At 63.1% G+C, this 16,102-nt stretch carries 21 protein-coding genes; 8 read left to right on the forward strand and 13 right to left on the reverse strand.

What is annotated here, in order from left to right:
• Positions 1-38: 38 nt before the first annotated feature.
• The gene (locus AC0L2R_RS30660; RefSeq protein WP_473492175.1) at positions 39-806 is read left to right on the forward strand and encodes a TerC family protein; all 768 of its coding nucleotides are present in this window, start codon (positions 39-41) and stop codon (positions 804-806) included.
• 294 nt (positions 807-1,100) lie between these two features.
• Here the strand turns inward: AC0L2R_RS30660 and AC0L2R_RS30665 are convergent, their stop codons facing one another.
• The 3 genes from AC0L2R_RS30665 to AC0L2R_RS30675 are packed head-to-tail and all read right to left on the reverse strand — an operon-like array spanning position 1,101 to position 2,451.
• Positions 1,101-1,562, reverse strand: coding sequence for an SRPBCC family protein (locus AC0L2R_RS30665; protein WP_473513332.1), 462 nt, complete (start codon positions 1,560-1,562; stop codon positions 1,101-1,103).
• A 27-nt stretch (positions 1,563-1,589) separates the two neighbouring features.
• Positions 1,590-1,952, reverse strand: a complete 363-nt coding sequence (locus tag AC0L2R_RS30670; protein WP_473513334.1) for a hypothetical protein — start codon at positions 1,950-1,952, stop codon at positions 1,590-1,592.
• 16 nt (positions 1,953-1,968) lie between these two features.
• Positions 1,969-2,451, reverse strand: a complete 483-nt coding sequence (locus tag AC0L2R_RS30675; RefSeq protein WP_128170691.1) for an SRPBCC domain-containing protein — start codon at positions 2,449-2,451, stop codon at positions 1,969-1,971.
• Positions 2,452-2,502: 51 nt separating this feature from the next.
• Between AC0L2R_RS30675 and AC0L2R_RS30680 the strand changes: the two genes are divergently transcribed.
• The 3 genes from AC0L2R_RS30680 (at position 2,503) to AC0L2R_RS30690 (ending at position 4,192) form a co-directional block, all read left to right on the forward strand.
• The gene (locus tag AC0L2R_RS30680) at positions 2,503-2,826 is read left to right on the forward strand and encodes an ArsR/SmtB family transcription factor (RefSeq protein WP_023800015.1); all 324 of its coding nucleotides are present in this window, start codon (positions 2,503-2,505) and stop codon (positions 2,824-2,826) included.
• A gap of 225 nt (positions 2,827-3,051) precedes the next feature.
• Positions 3,052-3,801 (forward strand): YebC/PmpR family DNA-binding transcriptional regulator, encoded by a 750-nt coding sequence (locus AC0L2R_RS30685; RefSeq protein ID WP_023800014.1) that lies wholly within the window; start codon positions 3,052-3,054, stop codon positions 3,799-3,801.
• Positions 3,802-3,865: 64 nt separating this feature from the next.
• The gene (locus AC0L2R_RS30690; RefSeq protein ID WP_023800013.1) at positions 3,866-4,192 is read left to right on the forward strand and encodes an Rdx family protein; all 327 of its coding nucleotides are present in this window, start codon (positions 3,866-3,868) and stop codon (positions 4,190-4,192) included.
• 29 nt (positions 4,193-4,221) lie between these two features.
• Here AC0L2R_RS30690 and AC0L2R_RS30695 read toward each other — a convergent pair whose 3' ends face one another.
• Together AC0L2R_RS30695 and AC0L2R_RS30700 are read right to left on the reverse strand one after the other, a co-directional pair.
• The gene (locus AC0L2R_RS30695; RefSeq protein ID WP_473513336.1) at positions 4,222-4,701 is read right to left on the reverse strand and encodes an anthrone oxygenase family protein; all 480 of its coding nucleotides are present in this window, start codon (positions 4,699-4,701) and stop codon (positions 4,222-4,224) included.
• A 1-nt stretch (position 4,702) separates the two neighbouring features.
• Entirely contained in the window at positions 4,703-5,536 is an 834-nt protein-coding gene (locus AC0L2R_RS30700; protein ID WP_473513338.1) for an NAD(P)H-binding protein, read from the reverse strand.
• 111 nt (positions 5,537-5,647) lie between these two features.
• Here AC0L2R_RS30700 and AC0L2R_RS30705 point away from each other — a divergent pair, with 111 nt between their 5' ends.
• The gene (locus AC0L2R_RS30705; RefSeq protein WP_091593561.1) at positions 5,648-6,289 is read left to right on the forward strand and encodes a TetR/AcrR family transcriptional regulator; all 642 of its coding nucleotides are present in this window, start codon (positions 5,648-5,650) and stop codon (positions 6,287-6,289) included.
• A 69-nt stretch (positions 6,290-6,358) separates the two neighbouring features.
• On the opposite strand, the gene rpmE is transcribed toward AC0L2R_RS30705, so the two are convergent.
• Positions 6,359-6,580 (reverse strand): 50S ribosomal protein L31, encoded by a 222-nt coding sequence (rpmE, locus tag AC0L2R_RS30710; RefSeq protein WP_006327661.1) that lies wholly within the window; start codon positions 6,578-6,580, stop codon positions 6,359-6,361.
• Between rpmE and AC0L2R_RS30715 the strand changes: the two genes are divergently transcribed.
• Both AC0L2R_RS30715 and AC0L2R_RS30720 read left to right on the forward strand, forming a co-directional pair.
• Positions 6,563-6,751 carry a hypothetical protein gene (locus AC0L2R_RS30715; RefSeq protein WP_139172593.1) on the forward strand — a complete coding sequence of 63 codons (189 nt, stop codon included), beginning with the start codon at positions 6,563-6,565 and terminating at the stop codon, positions 6,749-6,751. The two genes, rpmE and AC0L2R_RS30715, sit on opposite strands and share 18 nt — an antisense overlap.
• A gap of 35 nt (positions 6,752-6,786) precedes the next feature.
• Entirely contained in the window at positions 6,787-8,589 is a 1,803-nt protein-coding gene (locus AC0L2R_RS30720) for an ABC transporter transmembrane domain-containing protein (RefSeq protein WP_473513341.1), read from the forward strand.
• Between the two features lie 93 nt (positions 8,590-8,682).
• On the opposite strand, the gene AC0L2R_RS30725 is transcribed toward AC0L2R_RS30720, so the two are convergent.
• Positions 8,683-10,182 (reverse strand): carboxypeptidase M32, encoded by a 1,500-nt coding sequence (locus AC0L2R_RS30725; RefSeq protein WP_473513343.1) that lies wholly within the window; start codon positions 10,180-10,182, stop codon positions 8,683-8,685.
• A gap of 188 nt (positions 10,183-10,370) precedes the next feature.
• On the opposite strand from AC0L2R_RS30725, the gene AC0L2R_RS30730 reads away from it, so the two are divergent.
• Positions 10,371-10,724, forward strand: a complete 354-nt coding sequence (locus AC0L2R_RS30730) for a DUF1304 domain-containing protein (protein ID WP_023800007.1) — start codon at positions 10,371-10,373, stop codon at positions 10,722-10,724.
• Between the two features lie 93 nt (positions 10,725-10,817).
• On the opposite strand, the gene AC0L2R_RS30735 is transcribed toward AC0L2R_RS30730, so the two are convergent.
• The 6 genes from AC0L2R_RS30735 to efp all read right to left on the reverse strand — a co-directional run bounded on the left by AC0L2R_RS30735 (position 10,818) and on the right by efp (position 15,977).
• Positions 10,818-11,243, reverse strand: a complete 426-nt coding sequence (locus AC0L2R_RS30735; RefSeq protein WP_473513345.1) for a hypothetical protein — start codon at positions 11,241-11,243, stop codon at positions 10,818-10,820.
• 227 nt (positions 11,244-11,470) lie between these two features.
• On the reverse strand, positions 11,471-12,502 hold the full coding sequence (locus AC0L2R_RS30740; protein ID WP_473513347.1) for a peptidoglycan -binding protein: 1,032 nt from the start codon (positions 12,500-12,502) through the stop codon (positions 11,471-11,473).
• Position 12,503: 1 nt separating this feature from the next.
• Positions 12,504-13,529: a MotA/TolQ/ExbB proton channel family protein gene (locus tag AC0L2R_RS30745; RefSeq protein ID WP_473513349.1), complete on the reverse strand. Its 1,026-nt coding sequence runs from the start codon at positions 13,527-13,529 to the stop codon at positions 12,504-12,506.
• A 115-nt stretch (positions 13,530-13,644) separates the two neighbouring features.
• The gene (trhA, locus tag AC0L2R_RS30750; protein WP_473513350.1) at positions 13,645-14,352 is read right to left on the reverse strand and encodes a PAQR family membrane homeostasis protein TrhA; all 708 of its coding nucleotides are present in this window, start codon (positions 14,350-14,352) and stop codon (positions 13,645-13,647) included.
• Positions 14,353-14,474: 122 nt separating this feature from the next.
• A complete protein-coding gene (locus AC0L2R_RS30755; protein ID WP_473513352.1) occupies positions 14,475-15,272 on the reverse strand; it encodes an inositol monophosphatase family protein in 798 nt (265 codons plus the stop codon).
• A 138-nt stretch (positions 15,273-15,410) separates the two neighbouring features.
• Positions 15,411-15,977 carry an elongation factor P gene (gene efp, locus AC0L2R_RS30760; protein WP_023800001.1) on the reverse strand — a complete coding sequence of 189 codons (567 nt, stop codon included), beginning with the start codon at positions 15,975-15,977 and terminating at the stop codon, positions 15,411-15,413.
• Positions 15,978-16,102: the final 125 nt, after the last annotated feature.

Genomic DNA, 16,102 nt, shown 5'->3' on the forward strand with positions numbered 1-16,102 from the left:
GCCACGCCTGCTTCAGATCGTAATAGGGGACGACCTCCATGCAGCTCATCGAATTCCTGGCGCCACATTTCGCCTTTGTCTCCGATCCGACTGCATGGGTCGCGTTGCTGACGCTGATCGTGCTGGAGGTGGTGCTCGGCATCGACAATCTGATCTTCATCTCGATCCTGACCAACAAATTGCCGGAGGCGCAGAGGGCCCGCGCCCGGCGAATCGGTATTTCGGCGGCGCTGATCATGCGGCTGGTGCTGCTTGCCACCATCTCGATCATCGTCCAGTTGACGGCGCCGGTGTTCACCGCTTTCGGCCATGGTTTCTCCTGGCGCGATCTGATCCTGATCGCCGGCGGCCTGTTCCTCGTCTGGAAAGCGACCAAGGAAATCCACCACACGGTCGATCTCGAGGACCATCAGGACACGATGATCGGCGAAACGCTGCAGCTTTCGCTGGGCGGCGCCGTCTTCCAGATCCTGCTGCTCGACCTCGTCTTTTCGATCGATTCGATCATCACCGCGGTCGGCATGACCGACGAGATCGCCATCATGTATATCGCCGTGATCGTGGCAGTCAGCGTGATGATGCTGGCGGCCGGGCCGCTCGCCAACTTCATCGCCAAGAATCCCAGCATCGTCATGCTGGCGCTGAGCTTCCTGCTGATGATCGGCATGACGCTGATCGCCGACGGCATGGGCTTCCATGTGCCGAAGGGCTACATCTACGCCGCCATGGGCTTTTCCGCTCTTGTCGAGGGCCTCAACATGCTGGCGCGACGTCGGAGGAAGGCAAAGGCCGGCGCGGGGCACTGAGGTTGGCGGGGCGAAGCGACGGCGCGAAGGCCTGAGCTCTGCCTCACTTGTCGCGGCCATGCAGAACCTTTGAGACGTCGGAGGGACAGCACCCCCTCTGTCCTGCCGGACATCTCCCCCTCAAGGAGGGAGATTGGCAGCTTTAGCGCTCCGCTCGTCCTGCAGCGTTGGAGATTGGCGAAAGCCTCAGCGACATCCGATCTCCCCCTTGCGGCCCATTGCGGGGAAGATGTCCGGCAGGACAGAGGGGGGGTGGGAAGGATCGCTGCAGAATGGCTTTTGGCACCCGGCGACTTAAGCGGTCGGCACGCCCTTCGGATGACGGTCGCCGATCAGGCCAAGCGTCAAGCCTTGCTCCAACCAGGCCTTGGCGCCGGCGAGCACCAGCGCGAAGCCCTCGGTCGAGCCGATCGCCTGCTTGACCTGCTCATCGGGGCTGCCGGCAAAACCGAAATTGCGAACCTCGACAAAGGTCGCGCCGCCCGGCACCTCGGTAAAAGTCCAGACCACCGTGGTCGGCCTCCATTGCATGACGATCTTTTCGTTCCTGACGATCTCGCTGACCGTGACCGGCGTCGAAACGCCATACATCCGCCATTCCCAGCGAATCTCGTTGCCGCTGTCGAGCCTGTCGCTGCCATGGGTGAACCAGAACTTCGTCGTGATCGCCGGATCGACGATGGCTTCGAACACTTCTGCAACCGGCCGCCGGATCAGCATGCCGGCTTCGGCGGTCGGTATCTCACGGATGTCCATTTCGTCCTCCTTCCGAACCGGTCTCCGTCACCAGGCGTCGGGTTCGCGCACCAGGTGAATGATGTTGGCCGGATTGGTGATCCAGCCGCCACGAAAACCTTCGCCGAGCGCCTCGATGGCGTCGCAGCGCACGACACCGGCCTTGGCGAGATGATCGGCGGCGGCCGAAAAATCATCGGTGAACAGTTCCAGCCAGACCTCGGCCTGGCTCAGCATCGGCGCCTCGTCGATCCACAGGCGATTGGGGCCGAGCTCGAATCCGATGGCCGGCGCCTTGGCCGTGAACGGTTTTAGGCCGACGACATCGCGGTAGAAGGCGATCGTCTCCTGGTGTTGGTGGGGCGGCACTTTCATGGCGATGTTGATGCCGCCGGTGATTTTCGCAGCCATTCTTTCCTCCGTCTTCTCAGATATTGTCTTCATTGGCGGGCTCGCCCTTCATCTCGCTGCGATAGTAGCCGTCGCGCAAATTGATGCCGTATTCGACATAGGCCTTCATGCAGGCCAGCATCTGCGACCAGCCCTCGCAATTGAGGTAGGACTTCTTCAGGCCGACCGCGTCCTCGTGCCAGCCGGCCTCGGCGATGGTGACGAAGGTGCCGCCGTCGTCCAGCGGCTCGAAATTCATCTCGATGCGGGTCTTGTAGGCCGGCTTGCCGTCGGCGTCGGTGGCGTCCCAGCGCAGCACGATGCGGTTGTCTTTCTCCACCTCGTCGACCTCGACCGGGACCTTGCCCCACCAGACGACCCTGGCGCCGGCCACCAGCGGGGCACTGGCGCCGCCGATGGTGGTGAAATAGCCGCTGAGCTTGTTCGGATTGACGACCGCATCGAAGACTTCGGCAACCGGTTTGCCGATGCGGCCCGAAACTCTGAATCCAAGAGACATATCCACAGCTCCTTCCTTGATCGGATCGATATTATGTTATAAAAATATAACATGTCAAGCAAGGCGCAGGATGACAATGTTTTCAAGGCGCTGGCGCATCCGCGCCGGCGCGCGCTGCTCGACGAGCTAAAGGACGCGCCGCGGACCACCGGCATGCTGTGCGATGCCTTTCCCGACATGGACCGCTGCACCGTCATGCTGCATCTGAAAGTGCTGGAGGAAGCCGACCTGGTGGTGGCGCGGCGCGAGGGGCGCGAACGCTGGAACCATCTCAATGCGCTGCCGATCAAGCAGATCCACGACCGCTGGATCAGCCAGTACGCCACGCATGCGATCAGCATTCTCGACCGGCTGAGATCCGATCTGGAGGAGTGAGCGTTCGCAGGAAAGCAGCTGGCGGTTACCTTGCCGCACCATCCTTACGGCGCGGCTGGACGAATTGAGCCGATTTATCTATAAGCCGGCCATTCCGAGATAGAGCGCCGTACGTCCATCCGGACGCAGCAGGGACGTTCTGAAATTTTGACTTCGAGCATTTTGGCAAAGGCGAGGTGACTACCTCGCTGCAGGATGCTCTGCCAAGAAAACGACAGGGGTGCCATGGCAGGCCATTCACAGTTCAAGAACATCATGCACCGCAAGGGCCGCCAGGATGCAGTGCGGTCGAAAATGTTTTCCAAGCTGGCGCGCGAAATAACCGTCGCCGCCAAGAGCGGCACGCCGGACCCGTCGATGAACCCGCGCCTGCGTCTTGCCGTGCAGAACGCCAAGGCGGTGTCGATGCCGAAAGACAACATCCAGCGCGCCATCAACAAGGCATCGATGGGTGACGCCGAGACTTACGAAGCCGTGCGTTACGAAGGCTACGGGCCGGGTGGCGTCGCGCTGATCGTCGAGGCGCTGACCGACAACCGCAACCGCTCGGCGTCGAATGTGCGTGCCGCCTTCACCAAGGCCGGCGGGGCGATGGGCGAAACCGGCTCGGTGTCGTTCATGTGGGACCGTGTCGGCGAGATCTTCTATCCGGCGTCGGTCGGCAGTGCCGAGAAGGTCATGGACGCGGCGATCGAGGCCGGGGCCGACGACGTCCAGTCGGACGAGGAAGGCCACACGATCTATTGCGCCTTCGAGAATCTTGGTGAGGTGTCGAAGGCGCTGGAAGGCGCGCTCGGCGAGGCTGAATCAGTGAAGCCGATCTGGAAGCCGCAGACCAACATTGCGGTCGATGAGGAGCGGGCACAGTCGCTGATGAAGTTGGTCGCCACGCTCGAGGACGACGACGACGTGCAGAGCGTCTACGCCAATTTCGAGGTCGACGACGAGACCATGGCGAAGCTCAGCGCGGCATGAGCACAGCTCAGCCCGAGAATATGAGCGGAGCTCAATTTGACATATGAGCGGAGCTCAATCTGACATGACCGAAAAGCCGTTGCCCCAGGTCCGCATCACCTATTGCGCGCAGTGCCACTGGCTGCTGCGGGCCGGCTGGATGGCGCAGGAGCTGCTGTCGACCTTCGCAACGGATCTGGGCGAGGTCACGCTGGTGCCCGGCACCGGCGGCATCTTCACCATTTCCTGCAACGAGACACTGGTCTGGGACCGCAAGCGCGACGGCGGCTTTCCCGATGCCGCAAGGCTCAAGCAACTGGTTCGCGACGTGATCGATCCGGACCGCGATCTCGGCCATGCCGACCGCAAGAGCGACAAGTCAAAAGATACCCCGTCAAAAGACCCTGCCTGACGCAAGGTCTTTTAGATTTCTGCCCTCGTTCACCGCCACGCCACGATGAAGCAGGCCAGCGCGACGATGGCGGTGATGGTACGGACGTGGTTCCACATCACCCAGTCCCTGAGATAGGTGGCCCAAACGGCGGCGCCGTTGGCGCTTGCCGGATCGACGGCGGCCAGCGCGTTGTTGAGCGGCACGTTGAAAATCATCGTCACGATCAGGCTGCCGACGACATAGATCAGGGCGCCGGCGAGAAGCCACAACGAGCCCGGTTGGCCCCAGCCGATGACAGCGCCGACGACGAGGACGAGGCAGATCAGCCCGGTGCTGAAAAGCGCGGTCATGAACAGCGGCGTCACCGCAGTGACGTTGATCGAATTCATGGCGGCGATACCGCCCACGGCAGGCATGCGGGCGAGGCCCGGCATGACGAAGCTGGAGAAGGCGAAGAAGACACCAGCGACGACGCCCGAGCCGAGCGCGGCGATGAAGGTGAGGCTGGGAAGCAGTTTCATGATCATGTCAGTCACTCCATATGCCCGTACCAGCGGTTTCGGTTGCATAGGCGGAAAAGTCCTTTGGGGCGCGGCCGAGCACGCGCTCGACGCCGTCGGTCAGCGCCTCGTTGCGACCGTCGAGCACTTCGGTGAACAGCTCGTTGAGCAGCCAGGCGAACTCGGCAGGCAACTCGTATCCGGCTACTGCGGCGGTGAACTCGGCATGCGAAATCCTGACAAAGCGGATGTCGCGGCCGGCCGCCTTGCCGATCTCGGCGACCGCGTCGGCGAAGCTCAGCAGACGCGGCCCGGTCAGCTCGTAAAGCTGGCCGACATGGCCTTGCCGGGTAAGCACCGTCACGGCGGCATCGGCAATGTCGTCGGCATCGACGAACGGTTCTCCGACAGTGCCGACCGGCAAAGCCACCTCACCGGCCAGCAGCGGATCGAGCAAAAAACTCTCGCTGAAATTCTGGGAAAACCAGGCGCAGCGCAGGATCGTCCAGTCGGCGCCTGAGGCTTTCAGCATCTCTTCGGCACGTTGCGCTTCGATCTCGCCGCGCCCCGACAGCAGCACCAGCCGGCGCACACCGCTTGCCACGGCAAGGTTGGCGAAGGCGCCGACCGCTTCGGCCGCGCCGGGCACCGCAAGATCGGGATAGTAGCTGATGTAGGCGGCACCGACACCATCGAGCGCGGGTTCCCAGGTCGTATCGTCTTCCCAGTCGAAGGGCGGGGTGCCCGAGCGCGAGCCGATCCGTACCGGCAGGCCCTGCGCCGTCAGCCTGTCCGCGAGACGACGGCCGGTTTTGCCGGTTCCGCCGAGGATCAAAATCGGTTTTGCTGCTGTATCGATCATGGCGATTTCCTTTGCTCACAAATATGAATAATCCTCACATTTGCAAAACGTGATAAACCCTCGTATTTTGTGAGTCAAGCCAGTTTGTTGATCATTCGCCAGGAGACAGTGATGGAAGGCTCGAGCGTAGCGGGTTCACAGGATGGCCAGATCGCATCGCCGCGCCGGGCGCCCAGCCAGCAGCGCAGCCGCGAGCGGGTCGAGCGGATGCTGGCCGCCGCCTCTGCGCTGATCGCCGAGCGAGGCAGCGATGTCATGCGCATGGGCGAAGTTGCGGAACGGGCCGGCGTGTCGATCGGCTCGCTCTACCAGTTCTTCCCGGACAAGCGGGCGATCATCTGGACGCTGGCCGAGCGCCACACCGCCGAAAGCCAGGCCTGCATCGCGGCAGCGCTTGCACAGGTCAGCGACGCCGAAGGGCTGCGGCGGGCATTTTCCGAGCTGGTGGATATCTATTACGGGCTGTTCCTGGCCGAGCCGGTAATGCGCGACATCTGGTCGGGCACACAGGCCGACAAGGCGCTACGCGAACTCGAGCTCGCCGACAGCCGGGCCAACGCCGAATTCCTCACCGCGGTGCTGAAGCGGCTGCGGCCTACCGCCGATCCGGCGGCGCTGGAAACGACGGCGTTTCTCATCTGGCAGATGGGCGAGGCCACCATGCGGCTGGCGATCTCGGTCGGTCGAAAGGAAGGCGACGACCTGGTCGCCGCCTACAAGCGCATGGCGCTGCGCGAACTGGTCGACGAATAGAGCCGCATTCCGGCAAGAAAAAACCCGCCACGAGGGCGGGTTCCTTCTGATCCGAAAAAGGCTTACGGCTTACAGCCCAAAACCTTCGAAACGCTTCTTGAACTTCGACAGGCGGCCGCCGCGGTCGAGCAGGGTCTGCTGGCCGCCGGTCCAGGCCGGATGGGTGGTCGGGTCGATGTCGAGGTTCATCGTATCGCCTTCCTTGCCCCAGGTCGAACGGGTCATGTATTCGGTGCCGTCGGTCATGACGACCTTGATGGTGTGGTAGTCGGGATGGATATCGGTCTTCATTGTGCTATTCCTGGTTCGCTGGCGCCGCTGACGGGCGTAAAGCCTGCGTCGATGCGCCCCTTTTTAAAACTCGAAGCCGCAGCTATTGAGGAGCCACGGCTTTTAAAAACGGTCGGCGAGCCTATACATCAGCCGGAATTGAATCACAAGGCCGCGGTAAGCGCATATTGAGGCGCATGCCCAGAAGGCGGCCAGAGGAAACGGTCATGGCGCACACCAGCGGCGATGCAGACGAGCGTAGGCGCTCGCTCAAGCCGCTGCGGCGCCTGTTCCCCTACATCACCCGCTACCGGAAAATGGTCATTGGCGCGGTCGTCTCGCTGACCGTTGCTGCGGCGACGACGCTGGCGCTGCCGCTGGCCGTGCGGCGCATGATCGACCATGGCTTTTCCGCTTCCGATTCCATTTTCATCGCCGAGTATTTCGCCATGCTCGTGGTGATGGCTGCCTTGCTCGCTGCGGCGTCGGCCAGCCGCTATTATTTCGTCATCACGCTGGGCGAGCGCGTCGTCGCCGACATCCGCAGCGACGTGTTCCGCCATGTCACGACGCTGTCGCCATCCTTTTTCGACACCGCCCAGTCGGGCGAGATCGTCTCGCGGCTCGCCGCCGACACGACGCAGGTCAAGTCGGCGGTCGGTGCCACCGCATCGGTAGCGCTGCGCAACGTCATTCTTGGGCTTGGCGCCGTGGCTATGATGGTCTTCACCAGCCCGAAACTGTCGGGCCTCGTCATCGCCGCCATCCCGGTGATCGTGCTGCCGCTGGTCGCCTTCGGCCGCTCGGTGCGGCGCAAATCGCGGCTGGCGCAGGACACACTGGCCGACGCCACGGCCTACGCCAGCGAGCAGATCGGCGCGGTGCGCACGCTGCAGGCCTTCACCAATGAGAAGCTGGTCACCGGGCATTTTTCAGCTGCCGTGGAAGCCGCTTTCGCGGCGGCGCGATCCTCGATCTTTGCCCGCTCCTTCCTCACCTTCTTCGCCATCTTCATGATCTTTTCCTCGGTGGTGGCGGTGCTGTGGTTCGGTTCGCGCGACGTGCTCGACGGCACGCTGTCGCCGGGCACGCTCGGCCAGTTCCTGCTCTATTCGGTGTTCGCCGCCGGCGCGCTTGGCGCGCTGTCGGAAGTGTGGGGCGAGCTTTCCCAGGCGGCGGGTGCTGCCGAACGGCTGACCGAGATCCTGGCCGAGAAGCCCGCGATCCAGGCCCCAGCGCATCCGAAACCGCTGCCGGCGACGGCCAGAGGCGCAATCAGTTTCGACGACGTGTCCTTCTCCTATCCGGCCGGGCCTGACCGCGCTGCCGTCCACGGCCTGAGTTTCCAGGTCAAGCCCGGCGAGACGGTGGCGATCGTCGGCCCATCGGGTGCCGGCAAGAGCACCGTCTTTTCGCTGCTTCTGCGCTTCTACGACCCCGAGACCGGCAAGATCATGATCGACGGCGTCAATGTGCGCGAGGCCGACCCCGTCGCCATCCGAGAGCGGATCGCCATCGTGCCGCAGGACGTCACCATCTTCGCGGCCAGCGCGCGCGACAATATCGGCTTCGGCCGTCCGGACGCCAGCCAGGCCGAGATCGAGGCGGCGGCCAGGGATGCGCTTGCCGACGAGTTCATCCTGAAACTCGAGAAAGGCTATGACAGCCAGGTCGGCGAGCGCGGCGTGACCTTGTCCGGCGGCCAGCGCCAGCGCGTGGCGATTGCCCGCGCGATACTGCGCGATGCGCCGATCCTGCTGCTCGACGAGGCAACCTCGGCACTGGACGCCGAAAGCGAGACGCTGGTGCAGACGGCGCTGGAGCGGCTGATGCAGGACCGCACCACGATCGTCATCGCCCACCGGCTGGCGACGGTGCTGAAGGCGGACCGGATCCTGGTCATGGATGGCGGCTGCATCGTCGAGGAAGGCACCCACCAGAGCCTCGTCGCCAAGGGCGGCATCTATGCGCGGCTGGCCAAGCTGCAGTTCGAAACCGGGGCGAACGCCTTCAGGGGCGCCGCGGAGTAGTAGGACGACGCTGCCAAACGGCTTCGTCTTTTGCAAATGGCGCTGGTCGGCGGCGACGAAAGTGCCGCCGCGTTCGATGCGCTTGAAGATATGTCAGGCGCCCTTCAGCACCTTCCCATAGCGCTTGCGCAAATGCTCGGTGAAATGCGTGGCGTTGAGCTTCTCGCCGGTGGCGCGCTCGAGCAGTTCGGGCGTCGACCAGCGTGAGCCTTGCGACCAGATCTTTTGCCGGCGCCAGTCGTTGATCGCCGCGAAATTTCCCTTGGCGAGGTCTTCGTCGGCGGAGGGATGGTCTCTGGTCAGGGCGGCCCATTGCTGCGCCGCCATCATCGCGCCCAGTGTATAAGACGGGAAATAGCCGAAGGCAGCACCCGGCCAGTGCACGTCCTGCATCGGCCCGTCGGCCGGGTTGTCGATGGTCGACAGGCCGAGATAGTCGCGCATCCTGGCGTCCCAGGCCTCGGGCAGGTCGGCGGCCTCCAGCCGCCCCGAGACAAGCTCCTGCTCCAACTCGTAGCGCAGGATGACGTGCAGCGGATAGGTCACCTCGTCGGCGTCGACGCGGATCAGGCCGCGCTCGACCCGGTGTACATGCGGCAGGATGTCTTCGATCGACCAGGCCTCGCCGAGGTGCTTTTCGACCACCGGCAGCGCCCAGCGCCAGAATTCGGGGTTGCGGCCGATCTGCTTCTCGACGAACAGGCTCTGGCTTTCATGCACAGCCATGCCGCGCGCCTTGCCGAGCGGCCACTGCGCCCACGCCTTCGGCAGGTTCTGTTCGTAAAGCGCGTGGCCGGTCTCGTGCAGCACGCCCATCAGCGCCGACAGGAAATCGGAGGTCTTGTAGCGGGTGGTGATGCGCACGTCGCTCGGCACGCCGCCGCAGAACGGATGATGCGATACCGACAGCGAGCCGTGGGTGAGATCGAAGCCGACCGCCGCCATCATGGCGAGGCCAAGCTCGCGCTGCTTTTCGATCGCATAGCTGCCCGAAAGCGGTTTTAGCGGATGTTTCGCCAGCCGCTCATCCTGCACCGCCAATGCCTCCGGTACGAAATCCCGCAGGAACGTCTTCAACTCGGCGAAGACCGGCGTGATGTCGGCGGCGCGGTTGCCGGGATCGTACTGCTCCATCAGCGCGTCGTAGGGATCAAGGCCGAGCACGTCGGCGCGCAGGGCTGCTTCCTCGCGCACCAGTGCGACGACGCCTTCTAGCGCCGGCAAAAAGCCGGCCCAGTCGTTCTTTGCACGCAAGTCGCGCCACAACTGCTCGGAGCGCATCCGGGCGGTGGTTTGGCGCTCGACGAATTCGACCGGCAGACAGGTCAGGTTGGTGTATTGCCGCCGGAATTCCTTGACCGCTGCCTGCTGTTCTTCGTTCAGCGTTTCCTGTTCGGCCGCTGCGATCCAGTCGGCGATCTCCGGCGCTGTCGCTCTGGCGTGATGCATGCCGGCCAGCGCCGACATCGCCTCGGCGCGCTTTTCGCCGCCGCCGACGGCCATGTGGGTCGCCTCGTCGGCGCCGAGAATGGCGAGCGCATGCTCCAGTGCTTCAAGCTTGTGGCCGAGGTCGTCGAGTTTTTGAAAGGACATTGTGGCTTCCGCTGAATTTGAACGGCGGGAAAAGATACCAATGCGCTGATATTGGCAACCCTGAAAGACCGTCGGCGATGGGCACATGGTTGCTGGCCAGGATGCACGCTGCAATGGGTCTTGCGGGAGCGGTGGCGTGCGTGATCAATGTCGCGAGGCGGCGGCGCGTCGCATCGGGGAGACGAAGCATGATCGCCAATGTGCTGGTCGGGTTGGTGGCGCTGATCCACCTTTACATCGTCTATCTGGAGATGGTGCTGTGGGACACGCCGCGCGGCCACAAGGCGTTCAAGCTGACGCCGGAATTCGCCAGCGCATCGAAAGTGCTTGCGGCCAACCAGGGACTTTACAACGGCTTTCTCGCAGCCGGGCTGATCTGGGGGCTTTACCTCGGCGCGGCTGGTTTCCAGATCAAGGTGTTTTTCCTGCTCTGCGTCGCCATCGCCGGCCTCTACGGCGCGGCGACGGTCGGCAGGAAAATCCTCTACATCCAGACCGTGCCGGCTGCAGTTGCTCTGGTCGCAGTTTGGCTGGGCGCATAACCCCGAAATCGGACTCGATTTTTGGAAAAGCTCCCTGCCTGGGGCTTCGGTGCGGAACGGATCCTGCGCAAAATCAACAGATCATGCGCAAGATCAAAGTGCGGCGCTGTAATGGATGATTTCAGCCTTTGGATAGTTTGGGCCGTAGCCGTTCGGATAGTACCCGCCATCGCCACCGCTGCCGATGAGGAAGGCGCTGCCGGTTGCAGCCCGCAGCCTTTGGCTGACATGATCGAGCTCAGCCAGCAATTGATGATATTGCGTGGCCGGCATCGTTCCATCTCGCGCGGCCCTCTGCGCGGCCCGATCAAGTTGAGCGACCTGCGTGCGCAAGCCACGCGCTTCGTCCAGCTTGATCCTGTTCGCCTGCATGGCGCCTCGGATACCGGTATCCACGCTCTCTATCTGGTTGATCAAAGCTGCCTCATGCGGGCCGGCGTCGGCGCCGGCAAACGGAACGGTGACGAGAAGTGCGGCGAGCGTTGCAGTCCTGAGGGTCTTGGGAGTGAAAGAGCGCATGTTGCGTCTCCTTTTACAGGGAGGCGGCGATTGGGAGGGCCACCTTCCGGCCGTGGGCCGTCGGTTCCGTCGGGTCGCAATGGACGCTTCCACCGCCGGCGGTTTTCGGCCCCGTGACATAGCTAGGAGCGATCCTCGGCAAAGTGTAATCAAAAAAAGGTAATCTTTTCAGGCCTTGCCAGCCTGCATCGCCGCCCTAAGTGCGGCCGCCGCCTGGAGCCGGGCGATCAGCGCTCGGTCAGTTTCAGCTCGATGCGGCGGTTCTTGTTGCGCGCGTCTTCGGTGTCGGCGGGGTCGAGCGGCTGGAATTCGCCGAAGCCGGCCGCAACCAGGCGGTTGGCCGGTACGCCGTTCTCGATCAGGAACTTCACCACCGAGGTCGAGCGCGCCGTCGACAATTCCCAATTATCGCGGTAGCGGCCAGTGCCCGACAGCGGCTTGTCGTCGGTGTGGCCGTCGACGCGCAGCACCCAGTTGATCTCCGGCGGGATCTCCTTCTGCAGGTCGATGATGGCGTCGGCGAGCTTCTTCATCTCGTCCTTGCCGGCATCGTTGATCACTTCGGAGCCTGTCGGGAAAAGCACTTCCGACTGGAAGACGAAACGGTCGCCGACGATGCGGATGTTCTCGCGGTCTGCGAGGATTTCGCGCAGGCGCCCGAAGAAGTCGGACCGGTAGCGGTTCAGTTCCTGCACGCGTTGCGCCAGCGCGACGTTCAGGCGGCGGCCGAGATCGGCGATCTTGGTGTTGGACTCGCGATCGCGCGCTTCGGACACGTTGAGCGCTTCTTCGAGCGCTCCGATCTGCCGGCGCAGCGCCGAGATCTGCTGGTTGAGGATTTCAACCTGGCTCAGTGCCTGCTGGCTGATCTGGCGCTGGTCGTCGAGTTCGCCCGAAAGCGCCGCTGCCCGCTGGTTTGCGGCGTCGCCGGCACCGGCGCCTTGCGCCAGCAATTGCTCGAGCCGGCTCTTTTCGGCCTCCGACGCCGACAGCGACGCCTGCAAATTGGCGAGCGAATCTTCCCTGTCCTGCGTCGTCGAGCGCTCCAGTGCCAGAAGCTGGGTCAGTTCGTTGATCTGCGAATTGAGGCGGTTGAGCACCGTGTCCTTGCCGGAGATTTCGCGGCCGAGCAGGAACTGCGCCAGCACGAAGACGGTAAGCAGGAACATGATCGCCAGCAGCAACGTCGACAGCGCGTCGACGAAGCCCGGCCAGTAATCGATACGGCGATCGGCACGCCGGCTCCTGGCGAGAGCCATGCTAATGGACTCCAGTCTTCTTCAGGGCGTCGGCGATCTTCTCCAGAGTGTTGCGCATCGCCTTCTGCTCGTCCGACTGGGCCTCGACCCAGTCGCGCATGATCTGCTGCTCCGAGCGCATGTTCTTGACCAGGCCCGAAATGCCGTCGGCAAGGTTGGCCATGGCGGTGGCGACACGCGGATTGGCGCCGCCGCCGTTCTCTTGCATGCTGCGCAGTCTTTCCGACAGGACGCGGATCTCGTCGGAGGACTCGACCTTGGGCGGTTCGGCGACGACGATGTCGGAGGACAGGTCGGTGACCGAGGACAGCCAGTTTTCGAGCTCGGTGTAGAAGCGTGTCTGGGCGCGGCCAGCCTGCAGGTCGAGGAAGCCGAGCACCAGGGAGCCGGACAGGCCGAACAGCGACGACGAGAAGGCGGTGCCCATGCCGGCAAGCGGCGCGGCAAGCCCGGCCTTCAGCGATTCGAGCACGGCGGCGGCATCGCCGGTGCCGGGATCGAGCGAGCCGATGGTTTCGCGGATCGAGCCGATCGTGTTGAGCAGCCCCCAGAAGGTGCCAAGCAGACCAAGGAACACCAGCAGCCCGACAAGATAGCGCGAGGTGTCGCGGCTTTCGTCGAGGCGGGTGGCGATCGAATCGAGCATGGTGCGCATTGAGCTGGTCGAGAAGGCGATCGTCGGCGAGCGGCCGATCATCGCCTTCATCGGCGCCAGCAGCACCGGTTCGGTGGTTTCGGAGCCGGCCCGAAAAGAGTTGACCCAGCGCACTTCGCGAAACAGCCGGCCGACCTGCGCGAAGGCCAGCAGGATGCCGACCGCAAGCACGCCGACGATCAGGCCGTTGAGACCGGGATTGGTGGCGAAGGCTGTCGAGATCTGCCGGGTCAGTATGGCGGCGATGAAAGCGACGATCATCAGGAAGATGACCATGGTCAGCAGAAAGACCTGCGGGCTCGACAATTTGTGCGGATCGTACATCAGCACGTCGGAGCGCCTGCCCATGCCGAAGGATTTGAAAAAAGCCATCCGTGCCCCGTTTCCGATGCCGCCGCCGCCGCCAATTCACGTTTGACGGCGACTCTAAACGCAATTGTGACCAAATTGAATGGCGCTTGGCAATATTGCCAAGCGGACCATTGCGTTAGGGTCGGTTGATGACCAGGCAGTCGACCATGGCGGCAAGATGCAGGCCGGCGCCGGTGACGACAAAGCCGTGCCACAGCGCGTTGTGGAAGCGCAGGCCTTTCCAGGCGAAGAAGATGACGCCGCAGGAATAGACGATGCCGCCGGCAACGATCAGCGCGATCGATGTCGTCGGCAATGTCTGGACGAGCGGCTCGACAAGAACGATGCCGCTCCAGCCGATGGCGAGATAGAAGACGATCGCCAGCCGGTCGAAGCGTCCGGGAAGAAGCACTTTGATGGCGATGCCGATCGCTGCCGCGGCCCAGACCAGGACGATCATCGAGATGGCCAGCGGCGAGCCGTCGAGCTGGGCGAGGAAAGGCGTGTAGGTCGCGGCGATGAGCAGATAGATCGCGGCATGGTCGAAGCGCCGCAGTATCCACTTGGCTTGCGACGACACCGGCCACAGATTGTAGGCCAGCGACACCGACAGCACGGCGAGCAGCGAAATCACGTAGAAAGCGGCGGCGATATATTCGGCCGGACCGGTATGGGAGGCAGCCAGCGCCAGCAGCGTCGAGCCAGCGGCAATGGCGAGCACGATGCCAACCGCATGGACGATGCCGTCGGCGATCATTTCGGCGCGCGAATAGTGCCAGCGTCCCATGAAGGGGATTTCGATCTGGGGTATCTCGATCTTTGATTCCGGGCCGATATGCGTCATGAAGGATCCTGCATCCACCTATTTGGGCGGATGCCGGACAGCATTTCAAGCTTTCGTTGCGGTTTTGCGACTGCGGCGGTTCAGCGCGCCAAATCCGGGTTCATGCTTTTCGGGATCATGGTCTAGCGCGTCACCGGCTTCCTGACGGTCTTCAACAGCGCACGCTGGATGGTCTCGTTGCCGACGATGATCGACCCGCCATCCAGCATGTTCTGCCCGCCGGCGAAGTCGGAGATGAAGCCGCCCGCCTCGCGGATCAGCAGGATGCCGGCGGCGACGTCCCAGGCCGACAGGCCGGTTTCCCAGAACCCGTCCATGCGGCCGGCAGCGACGTAAGCGAGATCGAGCGAGGCGGAGCCGAGGCGGCGCACGCCCGAAACTTCGGCCATCACGTTGCGCAGCTCGATGAGGAAATTGCCATGCTGGCCGCGGCCGAGATGAGGCACGCCGCAGCCGATCACCGTGTCGATCAGCTTGGTGCGGCCGGCAACCCGCAGCCGGCGGTCGTTCATGAATGCGCCGCCACCGCGCTCGGCGGTGTAGAGTTCGTCCATCGCCGGATTATAGACGACACCGGCGACGATCTGGCCCTGGCGCTCCAGCGCGATCGAGATGGCGAAGAGCGGAATGCCGTGCAGGAAATTGGTGGTGCCGTCGAGCGGGTCGACGATCCAGCGGTGCTGGCTGTCGTCGCCTGCGATCAGGCCGCGCTCCTCCATCAGGAAGGCATAGCCCGGCCGCGCCTTCGACAGCTCGGTGAAGAGGATTTCTTCTGCCTTGCGGTCGGCCTGGCTGACATAGTCGCCCGGCCCCTTCATCGAGACCTGCAGGTTCTGCACTTCGCCGAAATCCCGCGACAGCGAGCGCCCGGCCTTCATAGCGGCCTGGACCATGACATTGAGGATCGCGGAACGCGCCATTGCTCTTCTTCCTGCCGCTGCGCCTATTTGCCTTGAGGCATGATCTTATCCAAAAAGTCTGCAACTTTTTGGGCTGATACTATTTGCTTTGAGACATGATCTTGTCCAAAAAAGTCTGCAACTTTTTGGGATCATGCCTTAGTCGGCGCGGCGCACATAAGTGATTTCGTTGGTGTCGACGATGATACGCTCGCCCGAGCCGATGAAAGGCGGCACCAGCACGCGAATGCCGTTTTCCAGCATCGCCGGCTTATAGGACGAGGCGGCGGTCTGGCCCTTCACCACCGGGTCGGCCTCTGTGATCGTCAGCGTCACCTGGTCGGGCAGCGAAATGCCGATCGGCCTTTCGTCATAGAGCTGGACCGTCACCATCATGCCGTCCTGCAGGAAGGCAGCGCGATCGCCGACGAAATCCTTTTGCAATTCAAGCTGCTCGTAGCTTTCGGTGTCCATGAACACCAGCGCTTCGCCCTGTTCGTAGAGGAAGGAGAAATCCTTCATCTCCAGTCGGATCTGCTCGACTGTCTCGGCCGAGCGGAAACGCTCATTGAGCTTGGTGCCGTTGATCAGGTTCTTCAGCTCGACCTGGTTATAGGCGCCGCCCTTGCCTGGTTTGACAGCGTTGGTTCTGACCGCCACCCACAGGCCGCCATCGTGCTCGATGACGTTGCCGGGACGGATTTCGTTGCCATTGATCTTGGCCATGATGATGTGATCCGGAATGAGATTTCGCGACGAAAGCGATTTGGCGCCTCCAAGACCACAAATCGCCAGGAGAGGCAAGCGATTGGGCAAGAGGGGGATTGGGCAAGAGGGGGAGTGGGCAAGAG

It is taken from the genome of Mesorhizobium sp. WSM4820 (genome assembly GCF_055811075.1).

Bases quoted from the DNA above. Each gene is read 5' to 3' on its own strand.
- AC0L2R_RS30660 (WP_473492175.1), top strand. From the start codon at position 39: ATGCAGCTCATCGAATTCCTGGCGCCACATTTCGCCTTTGTCTCCGAT.
- AC0L2R_RS30665 (WP_473513332.1), bottom strand. From the start codon at position 1,562: ATGGACATCCGTGAGATACCGACCGCCGAAGCCGGCATGCTGATCCGG.
- AC0L2R_RS30670 (WP_473513334.1), bottom strand. From the start codon at position 1,952: ATGGCTGCGAAAATCACCGGCGGCATCAACATCGCCATGAAAGTGCCG.
- AC0L2R_RS30675 (WP_128170691.1), bottom strand. From the start codon at position 2,451: ATGTCTCTTGGATTCAGAGTTTCGGGCCGCATCGGCAAACCGGTTGCC.
- AC0L2R_RS30680 (WP_023800015.1), top strand. From the start codon at position 2,503: ATGTCAAGCAAGGCGCAGGATGACAATGTTTTCAAGGCGCTGGCGCAT.
- AC0L2R_RS30685 (WP_023800014.1), top strand. From the start codon at position 3,052: ATGGCAGGCCATTCACAGTTCAAGAACATCATGCACCGCAAGGGCCGC.
- AC0L2R_RS30690 (WP_023800013.1), top strand. From the start codon at position 3,866: ATGACCGAAAAGCCGTTGCCCCAGGTCCGCATCACCTATTGCGCGCAG.
- AC0L2R_RS30695 (WP_473513336.1), bottom strand. From the start codon at position 4,701: ATGATCATGAAACTGCTTCCCAGCCTCACCTTCATCGCCGCGCTCGGC.
- AC0L2R_RS30700 (WP_473513338.1), bottom strand. From the start codon at position 5,536: ATGATCGATACAGCAGCAAAACCGATTTTGATCCTCGGCGGAACCGGC.
- AC0L2R_RS30705 (WP_091593561.1), top strand. From the start codon at position 5,648: ATGGAAGGCTCGAGCGTAGCGGGTTCACAGGATGGCCAGATCGCATCG.
- AC0L2R_RS30715 (WP_139172593.1), top strand. From the start codon at position 6,563: ATGGATATCGGTCTTCATTGTGCTATTCCTGGTTCGCTGGCGCCGCTG.
- rpmE (WP_006327661.1), bottom strand. From the start codon at position 6,580: ATGAAGACCGATATCCATCCCGACTACCACACCATCAAGGTCGTCATG.
- AC0L2R_RS30720 (WP_473513341.1), top strand. From the start codon at position 6,787: ATGGCGCACACCAGCGGCGATGCAGACGAGCGTAGGCGCTCGCTCAAG.
- AC0L2R_RS30725 (WP_473513343.1), bottom strand. From the start codon at position 10,182: ATGTCCTTTCAAAAACTCGACGACCTCGGCCACAAGCTTGAAGCACTG.
- AC0L2R_RS30730 (WP_023800007.1), top strand. From the start codon at position 10,371: ATGATCGCCAATGTGCTGGTCGGGTTGGTGGCGCTGATCCACCTTTAC.
- AC0L2R_RS30735 (WP_473513345.1), bottom strand. From the start codon at position 11,243: ATGCGCTCTTTCACTCCCAAGACCCTCAGGACTGCAACGCTCGCCGCA.
- AC0L2R_RS30740 (WP_473513347.1), bottom strand. From the start codon at position 12,502: ATGGCTCTCGCCAGGAGCCGGCGTGCCGATCGCCGTATCGATTACTGG.
- AC0L2R_RS30745 (WP_473513349.1), bottom strand. From the start codon at position 13,529: ATGGCTTTTTTCAAATCCTTCGGCATGGGCAGGCGCTCCGACGTGCTG.
- trhA (WP_473513350.1), bottom strand. From the start codon at position 14,352: ATGACGCATATCGGCCCGGAATCAAAGATCGAGATACCCCAGATCGAA.
- AC0L2R_RS30755 (WP_473513352.1), bottom strand. From the start codon at position 15,272: ATGGCGCGTTCCGCGATCCTCAATGTCATGGTCCAGGCCGCTATGAAG.
- efp (WP_023800001.1), bottom strand. From the start codon at position 15,977: ATGGCCAAGATCAATGGCAACGAAATCCGTCCCGGCAACGTCATCGAG.